We start from the raw sequence: 13,753 nt of genomic DNA, 5'->3' as shown, positions 1-13,753 counted from the left end.
CTCCGATTCTCTTTTCATCTCTTTTCTACCCCTGTAGACCATGTCCAATCCCGCCCAAAATAGATGCGATAGCCCCATCGCATCAGATCGTCCACGAAGGTGTGCATCAGGGGAATGACAAACAGGCTTAGGAGCGTTCCTGCAAGCAGGCCGCCAACAATGGTGGTTCCCAAGGGCTGATAGGCATCCAAACCGGTTTTGGGGGCTAGCGCCACCGGCAACATCACTGCCAGCTCAATGAGCGCTGTCATGAGGATAGGCCGAAGACGTTCCATCCCGCCTTCAACAACAGCTTGCTCGCGTGGAACCTTCCGATCTCGGTAACGCATAATGCTGTCTATCATCAAAACAGCCGTGGTAATGTCCATTCCACTCAGCACAATAATTCCCAAAATGGAAACCGTGGAGAACGCCTGATGCGCCAGCCATAGCGCCGTAAACACCCCGCTAAGCTCCAGCGGTATTGAGGCGATCATCTGCAAGGGCTGTAGAAAGCCACGGAACTGCGCCACCAGCACGAAATACATGAGGACAAGCGCGACAACCAATCCGTACAGGAGGCGACGAAAGCTGTCCATCATCTGGGTCATATCGCCTCTCACCTCGATGCCGTAACCGGGTGGAAAGTTCAACTGCTCCATTGCGCGCATCATCACTTGCATGGTGAGGTCCATGGAGGGCGGCCCGTCTTTACGATAGAAACCTGTAATGCCGATGACCCTTCGCAAATTGTCGTGCTCTATGGCGGTAGGAGCCGCGCGATAGAGAATCTGGGCGACGCTTTCGAGGGGCACCTGCTTTCCATCGGGTGTTGAGAGGTAGAGTTCGGCGAGATCGCGCGGTGTCGCTCGATCCTGCGAATCGTAACGCACCAAAATGGTGTCTTGACGTAGGTTGTCGGGTAGGTAGTAGAAACTGTTGGTAAGCCCACCGTGGAGCGCATAGTAGGCCTGTTCGGCCACATTCAGGGGGGAGAGACCTAGCGCTGCCGCTTTGGCAGGGTCCACCTTTACCTCGTAGTCGGGCACCCCCATCGTCCAGGTGAGAGCGGGCTGTGCAAGCCCGGGTGTTTTTTGGGCGATGGCGAGGGCCTGCTTCCCAAGTTGATATAGCACCTGCAGGTTCGGACCGTAGAGATTGATATGAATGGGGGCGTCTGCCGTGGCCATAACGTCCGATCCCATCTCCTTTATTTGGAGCCGTCGAATGCCAGGGATCGTGCTCATTGCCTCCTTCTGAACGGCATCCATGATCTGCCAAATAGTGCGCTTCCGCATATCCTTATCGCTAAAGGTGAGCATCATCGAAGCTCCATTGGCCTGCGGCATCTGATAACCGGTGAAATAGGGGTTCCAGCTCTCAAACATACTTTCGGTTCCGATCTCTATAGAGGCCTTCTGCAGCTCTGGATACTTCAACAGTATCTGCTCCAAGCGGTGAACCGCCTGTTCTGTCGCTTGAAAGGAGGTTCCGGGCTGCATCTCTAAAAAACCTACAGCCTGACCCGTATCGGCTAAAGGCATCATCTCTGAACCGATGAAGTTGTAGAAGGTAAACCCAACAATGACCACAAGCCCGATTCGTACAAACGCCCAAAACCGATTCGTAAGTTGACGTCTCAAAGCTCGCCTATAGGCCCCTTCCAGGCGTTCGAGACCTCCTTGAAAAGAGGTAATGAGAAACGAAAGGGGACGCAGAAGCGGTGGGGTTCCATCGGTTGTCTGCCCAACAGGCGAACGAAGCCATTTTGCACAAAGCACGGCGGTAAGTGTGAAAGAGACCATCATGGAGGCAAGCAGGGCAAAGATAAGCGGCCACACCAGCTCTACAAACATCAGTTGGGTAATGCCTCCACAAAACAGCAGGGGCAGCAACGCGATGAGGATCATCAGGGTAGAGGCTAAAACAGCCAGCCGAACCTCCGCAATGCCCTCGATGGTGGCCTCACGTGGCGAAAGCCCCCTTCGTAGATAGCGCTCCACCGAGTGGATGTCAATAATGGTGTCATCTACAAGGCGACCGATGGCGATAAGCAGCCCAATGAGCGTACCGCTATTGAAGGTCATATGCATGGGAATGAGCATCAGCACCGCAATGGCTAAAGAGGTAGGAATGGTGATGAGAGCAATGAGGGTGCCACGCCATTCACCCAAAAAGAACACGATAACGATCGCCGTCAGCACCACAGCTACGGCCAACTCCTCCCAAACGTTATGGAACAGAACACCAACAAAATGAGCGTTATCGTAGGCCGTATGAAAGTGAACTCCAGGGTATTCCTGTTCTAGCTGCGCGAGCACTTTCCGCACCTGCGGCACAACGGTGTAGGAACTGGCTGCTGGGTTCTGGATAACCGAAACCTCGATAGCAGGTATCACTCGCCCTGAATTTCCCGGTGGGTGGTCGAGATACTCGTAGGCCGACCGTCGCTCCCAGTAAGTGTCTACAACATGGGCCACATCGCGAATGAAGATGGTGCGTGGTGGGCCCTGGCTATTCGATTTATCGGTAGCCATGCCTGTAATTGGGTAGTTTAATACGTCTTGTGCGCTGCGAGCCAACGAATTGACCCGAACAATGCTCTCTTGATCCCCCTGCGTAAGCACACCACCGGGCTGGCTCTGGTTATAGCGGTCAATCGCATCGCGTACGTCCAGGATGGAGAGGCCATGCGCGGCAAGCTTGTTGCGGTCTACGATGACCTGCAGCTGGCGCCGATAGCCGCCAAAGACCACCACGGAGTCGACGTCGGGCACCTGTTTTATCCGCGCGATCACCACGTTGTCGGCAAACTGGCGCAGCTTTTGTGGTGTCCAGCCCCTATTTGGATCGCCCGTTAGAGCCAGAGAGAGGATAGGCAGGTTCAAGGGGTCTACAGGTATCACGAAGGAGGGTTTAAGATTAGCGGTAGTAGGCGGTAAAAAGGCGTTGGTCACATTTAGTAGCTCCTGCACTTTTGTGCGCGCCTTTTGGATGTCCACCCCATAGTTGAACTCCAAAATAACGATGGAGAAGCCCTCTTGAGAGATACTTCGGATGTAGTGCAGATCGCCTATCTGCACCATCTGTTCTTCGATAGGCTTGCTAACGTAGGTCTCCATCTCTTGGGCAGAAAGCCCCGGCATCATGGTGACGATGCCGAGCATAGGGCTGGGCACATAGGGTGCAAAACGCCGTGGGATAACGAAGGCTATGGCGAAAACAGCACATAACACCACCGCCGTATAGAAGGCGAACACAACCGCAGCATGGTCTATCGCCCAAGCGTGGATAAGATGCAACGGGTTACGCCGTGGTATGTGCGGCGCGTTTACAGATGGATCGGTGCTCAAGGCCGCCCCCCTCCCTGCGATGGCATAGACATCCCCGGCATCGTACGAGCAGATGTCCCCATTGGTGTATTTAGCGCGCGATTCACTTGAGCTGCCGTTGGCAAAGCAACTGGGCCTGCAGGTCCCCACGGCACCGGCACCACCGGATCGCCCTCATGAAGCGACCGATATCCCTCGTAGATAACCTGCTCGCCGCTCTGAATTCCGCTAAGGATCTGGGTGTAGCGCTCGTTGGCATCGCCCAACGTTACTGAAACGAGGTGTGCTCTCCATTGTCCTCCTATGGCCTCACGGACCAGTGGCCAGCCTCATATGGGGCATTTTCCTGGATGATCCAGCTGTACTTGCGGATGCATGGTGCAGGTGTAGACGATGCGCTGAGGACGTCCACGCCGCATAACCCATACAGCTGGCGTAGCCTTCGTCGCAAGAATGGGACTGGTAGGTTGCGGCTGATAGACAATGGCCGAAGAGGGCACAATAAGCGCACGAGCGCTTTTGGCATAGATCACCTGAAGTGTAAGGTAGTCGCCAGGGTGTAGGAGGCCATTCGGATTGGCAACAAGGGCTTCCACGATAGTGGTATGGGCGGTCGGATCGGCGCTTGGAAAGATGGCCGATAGGTGGGACCGGTAGACAAGCGGATGTGGTCCGCTAGTACGAATGAGCACAGGATCGCCCACATGCAGCCGCTCGGCATCCTCTTGAGCCACTTGGGCCTGCACGCGAATAGGGTCTATCTGATCTACCATCAGGATGGTCTGCCCAGGCTGCACAAGCGTGCCAGGGCTAATAAGGCGTTGCGTAACTACGCCATCGCAATCTGCCCGCAGGGTGGTGTAGCCCAAGATCACCTGCGCTGTTCGAAGTTGCGCTTTTGCCTGGGCTACAGCAGCCTCTTGGCGAACAACCGCCTGTTGGGCGGCATCACGCGCCGATTTCGCAGCGGATACGCCCTGTTGTGCCTGCTGCACTTGTACCTGAGCGGCCTGCAATGCCGCCTGTTTTTGGGCGATCATCGCTTCGTCCTGCTGCAGCCCGATCTGCACCTGAGCCTGCTGCGCCTTGGCCGAGCGAATGGCAGCTTCGGCGCTTTGTAAGCGGCTTGTGGCGGCGGCGACCTCCGAAGTCGCGTTCTGAAACTGCACCTCATCCTGCTGCGCCTGCTGTTGAGAGAGAAATCCCTTCGCAAGTAGGTCGTTATCGCGTTGCTTTTGTCGAGCCCAGTAAGCTAGGTTCGCCTTGGCGGCCGCAAGGCGTCCTTGGGCTTCATCGCGCTGGGCCAGAGCGCTATCGAGGTTGGCCTCTGCGATCTTGGCCTCTTCGTGATGCGCCATCAGGTCTTGTTGAGCTATCGTCAGGTCGGCCTGAGCCTCTCTTTCTTGTGCTTGAGCTTGTTTCACCTGAGCTTGTGCCTGTTGGTAAGCCGACTCGGCCTGACGATACTGCGCTTGGGCCTCCAACACAGCATGCTCAGCCTCTGCCAAAGCGGCCTCCTCGGCGGCCAGCTTGGTGCGTAACTCGGCTGTATCGAGTCGCGCTAACACCTGTCCTTTATGAACCGGCATATTGGGGTAGAAGGGCATCCATTCCAATAGGCCAGTTACACGCGGGTTGATCGCATCTTCTTGATAGGCGACAGCGTTGGCCGCATAGCGCACAGAGGCGTCAAAGGGTGCATAGCGCGCAGTGAAGACAGCCACCGGCACCGCGCCTTCTGGGGCATGCATGGCCGACATATCCATGGCTTGTGCCTCGATAACGCTCATATGTCCTGGCACAGTATGCTTTGCAACGACCCAATGGGCGAGAAAGAGCGCACCGAGTAGCAAAAGTGTGCCCAGCAATCCCGTAACAAGCTGGCGCAGCGTTAGGTGCAGGCGTAAACCAGCCTGGCGCATTCGGTAGGCCGTGTAGGCCACAAAGAGGCTAGCCCCGATAAGCAGCCACCAAAACAGCTTCATTTTCCCTTCCTCTTTCTAGCATCAAGATAGTGTTTACTGTCCTTTCAACCCTCTTGAGCAACGAGAAGACACTCAGCGGGTTGTCCTAGGCAGAAACTTCAGCGATAGGCTAGAGAGAGGAGGGAGGAGCACGATTAGGAGGGGGACGCAGAAAACGCCATAGGGAGAAAACGGAGGTTGAAGGAAACGCGAGGTAGCGAATAGTCGCAGGCGCATGTGGGATACGATAGGAAGGAACGTAGTTTGCCACCTGTAGCGGCACAGTGCGAAGGAGGATTACCGCCAACGAACGCTTTTGCACAACCTGCACACAGCGCTGCGCGCCTAAAGCCGGCGCCGGCTTTGCGGAAGCAGCCGGCTCGATCAGACGGCGGCTACAATGCGGACAACGTGCTATGATGTGCCCACAACAGCATGGTGCTCCTAATGAGGACGAGGTCTTCGCAAAGCAGTGGGGAGCGCAAGGGGTTCCATCGGTACATTGCCAGGAGGCGAGCGCTGGTAAACCTGGTGTTAAAGCGAACACCAAGCTGAAAAACAGGCACAGTTTGTTGAAAAAGGCGTTGGCCCGCATGGGGTTCCTCTCAACGCGAAAGCCGCTTACCCAACTCAGTATTATACACTTGAACCTGTAAAAAACGTTTCTCCTCCATGTTGGAGACGCCTGTCGAGGAGGAGAGCGTTGGCCTCAGTCAACTCTCTTGGCACTATGTGTTCTCTCAACGATATCTCGTTGAAGGATGGGTAAGATACTTTGAGGCAACCGCCGCCTAGGTTCTACTGTCTGCCACGCCATCCAACAACGGCGCGATCTGCTCCCACTCCTCAAAAGAATGGCGCTCGGTCTGGGCGTAGACCTCCAAAATCTCAAGAGCGGCTGCACGTGGCATCGGGTGCTCTATCTTGTGGATAGGACACGGCAGCCACTCTACATGCCCCATAAGCCGACATACCAGTGGACGCACCGGATAAATGGTACAGAGGTTGGTCTTCCTATCCAAAAAACGACACAGGGTTACCTCTATGCCATCGCCGAGTGACTGTTGTTTTGACTGCTTGAGCGTCTGTTCAAACGCTTCGCGTTCTGAAGCACTCAGTTGCGCCACATAGCGACGTATAGCCTCCCACTCCGCGCGTGAAGCCTGCGTGCCTGCAGCACAGCGGAGGCTACACTGGGTACAGCCGTTGCACACCTCGAGCCAAATAAGGCCATTCAAACGTGTGGCTAACGAGCGGTGGTCTAGGGACATGGAGTCTCATTCTCCTCCAGGGCATAGGCAATGGCCTCCCCAAGCGGCATCGCCTCTCCCTCTCGATAATAGCGAGCAAAGAGATCGGCTCCTAAAGCCTCCTTGGTCTGCTTAAGGTGCGCCTCATAATCACGCTTTTCGGAGGGGGTTAGAGGCGAGCCATGCACCAATGCCCTTTCAGCCGCAGCAAAAAGACGCGCCGCCCTGTCGTAGCGGCAGCAGGCTGCCTCTAATTCAGCAAAAGCAAGTAGAGACCATCCAAATCCGTGTTTATCTCCTATCTGCCGACGCAGCGAAAGACCCTCCTGAGCAAAGGCGCGCGCCCTGGCTAAGTCGCCCTGTGCCCGGGCACAGATTCCTAAATTGTTGATAGTCGAGGCAAGCGCAAGCGGATTTGCCAAACGCTCCCATTCCTTCCTTACTTCCAAAGAGAGCAACTCGGCCTTCGCGTAGTTGCCTTCCTCTTTGGCTACGACGGCTAGATAGCCTAAGTATGCCGCCTTTAGCTCCTGATCGTCCCCCTGGGAACTTATTTCATAGGCCTCTTCGAGGAGCGCTCGCGCCTTTTCCATCTGATCGCAATAGATCAGTGCGGCGGCATAGTTGGCCAGAGCGGTCGCTGTATAGGTGGCATGTTGAAGCACACGCGCTTCCGCGATAGCGTGCTCAAAGTAGAACGACATCTCTGAAAAGTTGCCAGAAGCCCAGCACTGTATTCCGGCATTTACATAGGCTTTATAGCGTCTTTCGGAAGGTTGCGTATCCTTCGCACGATCTAGGGCCTCCCTAAGGCGCATGAAACCCTCACTGAGGTGCCCACGCACGAGCCAGAACCGTTGCAACGCGTTAACCAAGCGCAGTTCATCTATAACATTCTTCTGATGAACGCACCACGCAAGCGCAGCGCGAAAGTTGGCATGTTCGGCATCAAACAGCAACAGAGTTTCCGCCGTGCGCTCATCGTAAAGCCCATCTAATTTTGACTGTGCAAAATTTAGATACCACTCCTTATGTCGCTCGCGCACACGTTCCATTTCGGGCAAGGCGATAAACTTCTCCCAAGCGTATTCGCGGATGATCTCCAGCATATGGAAGCGCGTGGCATGTTCTGAGACGCTGCATATCAGTAACGATTTGGCTACCAAAGCACTCAAAAGCTCGGTAATTTGAGGCTCATCGTCCAAGATTTGTGTGATGGCCTCAAACGTCGCCCCTCCCTCAAAAACGGCTAACCGACAAAAAAGCAACTTCTCTCGTTCGTCGAGAAGTTCGTAGCTCCAATCAATGAGGGCACGAAGCGTCTGTTGCCGTGGTAAAGCTACACGGTTGCCATGCCTGAGGAGATGCAAACGCTGCTGAAGACGTTCGGCGAGGTGCACCACAGAGAGGATATTGAGGCGTGCCGCGGCCAGCTCAAGCGCAAGAGGAATGCCATCCACCTGTTGACAAATAGAGACGACATGAGGAGCGTTTGAGCGCTGAAGCCGAAAACTGGGCTGAACATGGGCGGCCAGCTCCACAAAGAGACGTACCGCATCGTACTGCAGAAGCTGCTCTAACGACACTTCCGCGTCCTCCGGAAAAGAGAGCGGAGAGAGAGGATAAATATGCTCTTCAGCAAGCCCAAGAGGCTGACGGCTGGTGGCTAAAAAAACGACTTGAGGACAACGAGCGAGAATCCACTCGACCCATTCAAGCCCCATAGTGCTCCGCGCGGCACCTTCTCCATCAGCTCCAGGGACGAGAAGATGCTCGCAGTTATCTAAAATAACAAGCAAGCGTAAGGGGCGGAGGTAGTCGCACAACGCATCCTGGAGTCGCTGGCCTGCCTCTTCCCGAATGCCGAATACGCTTGCAATGGTATTGAGCACAAGTTGTGGCGTTTTAAGCGTTGCCAGCTCCACAACCCACACACCATCCGAAAAATCGTCGAGCAAATCTGCCCCAACCTGTAGGGAGAGGCGCGTTTTGCCCACACCGCCCGGCCCTGTCAACGTAAGCAAGCGATGTGAGGGCTGAGGAAGGGGCCGCAGCTGTTGTTTAAGCTCCTCTAATTCGCGCTCACGTCCTACGAAGTGGGTGATTTGGGCGGGTAGATTCGTCTTCTGCGCCTCCAATGAGACAAGAGGGGGAAACTTCACGGGCAAACTCGGATGGCAGAGTTGAAAGAGCGGCTCCGGCTGGCTTAGGTCTTTCAGACGATGCAGCCCTAAATCCAGCAAGCTTACTTCGTCTGGCAGGAGAGCCCCTTGCAAATGCTCTTGTATCGCGCGCGTAAGGAGAATCTGCTCGCCGAAAGCCAGCGACACAAGCAGCGCTCCCCGCTGAAGGCATGCGCCAATAAATAGCTCATCTTGACAATACACCTCGCCGCAATGCAAAGCCATGCGCACGCGCAGCGGTAAAAATGGGGATGTACTATTCGATTCGGTAGAGCGCTTCGCATTTTCTACAAAGGCGATCTGGGCTTCTAACGCGGCGCTTATGGCCTGAAGTGGATGTTCAAAGGCAGCCCGAAAGGAATCACCCTCACGAGACAACACGCAGCCTTGGTGTCGCTCGATGATCTCACTTAAAAGAGCATCGTGCCAGGCAAGGCTACGCTCCATCGCATCGGGATGCTGCTCCCACAGTGCACTGCTTTTCTCAATATCGGTAAAGAGGAAAGCCAAATAGCGGTAACCGTCGTTCTCCATGCCCTAAGCTGGCTCTTCGATAAGCTCCTTCCCATCCCAACTGATCATCTCCTCGCCCCCCGGTCCGGTCTGAATATGCACGGGACGCTTCCAAATCTGGTAGATGTAGCGGAGCGTTCGGCGGGCATAGTCTTTATCTAGGGGTTTGCCATCGTAGTGGTGTCTGAGAAGGAGTTCACCACGTCGCTGATAGTCCCCATCCTCCACGGTGATAACAGGGATACCAAAATTGGTCATACTGTCCAGAAGAGTATCACGCACTTTGCGCCAATCCGTCTCCTGAACAACCCACACAAGTTCGCCGTTGACTTCCTCTTGTTTATAGGTATACAGGTCTAGACGCTTGACCAACCCCTCGGTGAGGTATTTCCGAAGGAACGAGGTATCGCACTCAAGTTGTCGCACCTCGAATATCTTCTGAAGCCCTTCGCCTTGAGGACGTGTTAGGGGAGCCTCTCTCCAATCCGTTTCCGGATAGTCGGGGTCTGGTTCACCGTTCCAACGGCGCTCGATATCTTTAAAAATAGTATAGCCTACATAGTATGGATTCAGCGACATGCGGGAACTTGGTGATAGCACCGCCGAGTGCATTCGACGGAACTCAAAATGCTCCTCTGGGGTAAGGTCAATCTCGGAAAGGATGCGCTCATGCCAATAGGAAGCCCATCCCTCGTTCATGATCTTGGTGCGCATTTGGGGAACAAAGTAGAGCATCTCCTCACGGATCATGCTTAAAATGTCGCGCTGCCATCGTTCGAGTTCTGGCGCATAGTCGCGCAGGAAGCCAAGCAGATCGTAATCGGGTTCGGGGGGAATACGTCGGGTAGGGGCGGGCTCGGGCTGAAGTGCTCGCTCCTCACTAATATTCCAGAGATCGTCGAACTCGGTAGCATGCCGCGTAGGGTGCCGTCGCTCCTGCTCGTACTCTTCTGGGGTCTTTCGGTGGAAAGGCGCCGTTGCATGGATGTCGAAGTGATACTCAATGGAGAGCACCGCATCGAGAAACTCCTCTACCACCAACGGGCCGTACTCCTCTTCATAGCGACGAATACGGTTGGAGTGCAAGCGCACCTTCTCGATCATCTTCCGATCGGTCTGTTCAAAATAGACGTTGTTCTTAAAAAAGTCGTTATGGCCTAGTACATGAGCCACAACAAACTTGTGTGCGAGCATGGAGTTGCTCTCTAATAAAAAGGCCTGGCAGGGATCGGTATTGAAGACGATCTCGTAGATTTTGGCCATGCCGTACTCATACATGGTTTTTTGAATATGGTAGTCGCGGCCAAATGTCCAGTGCGAGAAACGAGCAGGAAGTCCATAGCTTCCTAACTCATAGATAACATGGTCGGGCACTACCTCAAAGTGCACCGGATAGAAATCTAGTCCAAGCTCCGCAGCTTTCTGAGTAATGATATCTATCCATCTTTCCAGTTCGGCACGCTCTGCACGATCCATAGACGTCTCCCTCTCTCCTCAAAAGAGCAAAGCCAATAAGCGGCGTATATCTTTACGTATCATACGTAAACACGACTCATGTTATTCATTGTCGGAAACTTGGCTGCCTCCCTTGTATCTTTTCTCGTCAAACCCAACTAGCGGGGCACACGTACGGTAGCAACAATTCCCTGACCATCAGGAGCGTTCTCAAGACTAAAGGTGCCGTTGAGGTCACCTCGCACCAATGTCTCCACAATAGAGAGCCCAAGGCTGTCTTCCGCTCGAATACTGAACCCCGGTGGAAGCGGCTCGCCGTCGTTCGTGACACGTAGCCACAGACAGTCGGGCTGCTCCTGCAGCAAAATCTCGATGCGCCCCTCATGAATGTTTTTAAAGCCGTGCTCCACCGCATTTTGAACCAGCTCATTGAGCACGAGCGCCATGGAGGTGGCCTTATTTAACGGCAGCAAGAAATCGTCGCCTTCTACTTGAGAGTGGATGATCTTGCCAGGCGGCACCACGCTCTGTTTGGTAGCATTAAGGATGGACTCGGCTACCTTTTTGATGCTTACCGTATCGAGATCACGAGAGAGCAGTTCGTGCACACTGGAGATGGCAAGGATGCGGGAGAGCGTATCGTTAAGAGCGTCCTCCACGGTGGTATATTTGGAGTAGCGCATTTCGAGGCGAACAAGGCTAGCGATCTGCTGCAGATTGTTTTTCACACGATGGTGCATCTCCTGGATAACAGCGGAACGCACAAGAAGCTTGGCATGTTCCACCGCGAGGGCTGCCTGCGTGGCCAGCGCCTGAAGAATGGCCAACTCCTCTTTGGTAAAAACGTGCTCTTTAGCCGTATAGCAGTTGAGCACGCCGATGACGTTGCCCTGCAACATCATCGGCACGCTGGCCAATGAGACAACGCCTGCCTTTTGTGCGATCTCCGGCGAGGCATAGTCGGGGCTTTGCTGTACATTGAGCACGGTTAGAATGCGTTTTTCGGCAACGGCCTTCCCAGCAATGCTCTCGCCCACCTTCAGGTTCGGTTTGCCAATATACTCCTGGTTCTCCGCCTGCGTCGCCTTGATCACCAGCTCGTTACGAGCGGTATCTAAGATCATGACGGTACAGATTTTGTAGCCCATGGTGCGGGCCACCATATTCACAAAGAGATGAAGCAGCTCTTCTAGATAGACGTTAGAGGTGATCGCCTGGCTGACTTCGGAAAGCGAATGCAGCTGAACGGCATGGCGTTCGAGCTGCCGAAAGCGGCGTGACCTCTCGATAGCCCCGGCCACCTGGTTTGCGATGCCAGAAAGAAGTCGTACCTGGTTGCGGGTATACTCTCGTGGGCGGCGGGTGCGCACGTTGATGACGCCCAATATCTCGCCTCGAGTGACAAGGGGCACGGAAAGCATGGACTGAAACTCGCCCTCGTGCATTTCCGGAAACAACTTGAAGCGATGGTCTTTGTAGGCGTCCTTGCTAACGAGCACGGGCTTGCGCTCACGGGCAACCCAACCGGTAATGCCCTCTCCCATTTTGAGGCGTATCTTCCCCACCAGATCGCGCAGGCTTTCGTCGGCTGCCCGCAACACCAGCTCCTGCCGGTCGGGATCGAACAGGTAGACCTGGCACGAATCGGTTCCTGTGATGCGGGTAGCGATATCCGCCGTGACCTTCAGCATCTCCTCAAGGTCGAAAGCGGAACCCGTGGCCTCACCCACGCGTCGTAGGGCGTCGGCCTCCTCTTTTTTCTCTTCTAGCTCCGCACGTAGCTGTTCGATAAGCAGATGCGCTTCGCGCAATTGACGGTCCCTACGGTCTAGCTCCTCCTGTAAGAGGGTTACATCCGGGTCGTCACTGCGCCGTAGCGCGGCAAAGAGCCGGCGCGAGCGGGGCGTGCGCAACCGATAGGCTCTCTCGCGCATAAAGGCCTCCTTTCCTACATTTCCGATACGCAGCGATGGGGGCAGAGGTTCATTGCGCTAGATGTTATGGGCAATGATAATGGCCTCCGCGATCTCGCGCATGGATTTGCGTGTGTTCATGCTCTGCACCTGTATACGTCGAAAGGCCTCTTGCTCCTTCAGACCGTACTGATCCATGAGAATGCCTTTGGCGCGGTCTACCACCTTGCGCGTCTCTAGCTTCTCCTCTAGGCTTGCAGCCTGTTCCTCGATCTTTTGGTAGGCCTCCCAGCGGGCTACGGCCACCTCGATCTGTGGCATGAGATCGGCCTGTTTAAATGGCTTGACGAGGTAGGAGTAGACTCCGGCATCTTTTGCGCGATTTACGAGATCAATTTGGCTATAGGCCGTCAGTAGCAGCACCGGCGCTATTTTCTCCTCCGTGATCACCCGCGCAGCATCTATGCCGTCCATTTCCGGCATCTTGATGTCGAGGATTACCACATCCGGCTTGAGGTTGCGAACGAGTTCCAGGGCGCGTATACCGTCGCCCGCCTCGCCTACCACCTCATAACCGCTATCTTCTAGCATTTTTTTAAGGTCGAGCCGGATGATCGGCTCATCGTCGGCTATTACGATTCGCAGTCTGCTTTCGCTCATAGTAGGCTCCTTCTACAAGATTGATGAGGCCTTAGGCCCAAACGGGATTGAGAGTGAATGAAGAGAACGGTAGATGCCCATAGCCCTCCTCTCATAAAGGCACTCCTTTGTTTATCATAGAGATCTATAAGGGCGGGGCACACAAAGGAAAAGGAGGGGTGTAGGCGGGTAAAAAGATCTTCGTTTCTAGATGCCTCTGCACTGAGGAATCTAAACTGTCGGCAACGGCACGAACCATCCAAATCAAAGGAGTCGGTCTATGCGAACAGAGCGCTCCTCAAAATATCGGCCTCTGGATCTATTATACCTCAAATAGACTTCTATTCTAGGGATACGTGGGAAAAGAGGTCGAGTTCACCGCCAAAAGAGACTTGACGTATCTGACGGAGCATTCTATAATAAAAAAGCTATCGAGCTCTACGCTTCTAAAAGTTGCCACATCCAATAGACCAGAGACGATGGTGTGAATCGCTTATGCGCTCCCAAAGCAATGAGCAAGAAATC

At 54.5% G+C, this 13,753-nt stretch carries 9 protein-coding genes; all 9 read right to left on the bottom strand.

Annotation, left to right across the window (positions count from 1 at the left end):
- Window positions 1-14: 14 nt before the first annotated feature.
- The 9 genes from CCALI_RS09795 to CCALI_RS09755 all read right to left on the bottom strand — a co-directional run bounded on the left by CCALI_RS09795 (window position 15) and on the right by CCALI_RS09755 (window position 13,249).
- The gene (locus tag CCALI_RS09795; protein WP_016483324.1) at window positions 15-3,332 is read right to left on the bottom strand and encodes an efflux RND transporter permease subunit; all 3,318 of its coding nucleotides are present in this window, start codon (window positions 3,330-3,332) and stop codon (window positions 15-17) included.
- A complete protein-coding gene (locus CCALI_RS16385; RefSeq protein ID WP_044949096.1) occupies window positions 3,329-3,577 on the bottom strand; it encodes a hypothetical protein in 249 nt (82 codons plus the stop codon). Before CCALI_RS16385 ends, CCALI_RS09795 begins: the two co-directional genes overlap by 4 nt.
- 63 nt (window positions 3,578-3,640) lie before the next feature.
- Window positions 3,641-5,296: an efflux RND transporter periplasmic adaptor subunit gene (locus tag CCALI_RS09785; RefSeq protein WP_016483323.1), complete on the bottom strand. Its 1,656-nt coding sequence runs from the start codon at window positions 5,294-5,296 to the stop codon at window positions 3,641-3,643.
- Window positions 5,297-5,405: 109 nt separating this feature from the next.
- Window positions 5,406-5,870 (bottom strand): hypothetical protein, encoded by a 465-nt coding sequence (locus CCALI_RS09780; protein ID WP_016483322.1) that lies wholly within the window; start codon window positions 5,868-5,870, stop codon window positions 5,406-5,408.
- A gap of 196 nt (window positions 5,871-6,066) precedes the next feature.
- On the bottom strand, window positions 6,067-6,546 hold the full coding sequence (locus CCALI_RS09775) for a YkgJ family cysteine cluster protein (protein WP_016483321.1): 480 nt from the start codon (window positions 6,544-6,546) through the stop codon (window positions 6,067-6,069).
- Window positions 6,537-9,242, bottom strand: a complete 2,706-nt coding sequence (locus CCALI_RS09770) for a tetratricopeptide repeat protein (RefSeq protein ID WP_016483320.1) — start codon at window positions 9,240-9,242, stop codon at window positions 6,537-6,539. Before CCALI_RS09770 ends, CCALI_RS09775 begins: the two co-directional genes overlap by 10 nt.
- A gap of 3 nt (window positions 9,243-9,245) precedes the next feature.
- Window positions 9,246-10,697: a SpoVR family protein gene (locus CCALI_RS09765; protein ID WP_016483319.1), complete on the bottom strand. Its 1,452-nt coding sequence runs from the start codon at window positions 10,695-10,697 to the stop codon at window positions 9,246-9,248.
- Between the two features lie 137 nt (window positions 10,698-10,834).
- Complete coding sequence (locus CCALI_RS15265) at window positions 10,835-12,610, bottom strand: GAF domain-containing protein (protein WP_016483318.1); 1,776 nt, start codon at window positions 12,608-12,610, stop codon at window positions 10,835-10,837.
- A gap of 57 nt (window positions 12,611-12,667) precedes the next feature.
- The gene (locus CCALI_RS09755; RefSeq protein ID WP_016483317.1) at window positions 12,668-13,249 is read right to left on the bottom strand and encodes an ANTAR domain-containing response regulator; all 582 of its coding nucleotides are present in this window, start codon (window positions 13,247-13,249) and stop codon (window positions 12,668-12,670) included.
- Window positions 13,250-13,753: the final 504 nt, after the last annotated feature.

This window comes from Chthonomonas calidirosea T49 (assembly GCF_000427095.1).
Lineage (GTDB): Bacteria > Armatimonadota > Chthonomonadetes > Chthonomonadales > Chthonomonadaceae > Chthonomonas > Chthonomonas calidirosea.
The sequence above is the reverse complement of the archived record's forward strand: the minus strand, read 5'-3'. Positions and strand labels throughout refer to the sequence as shown.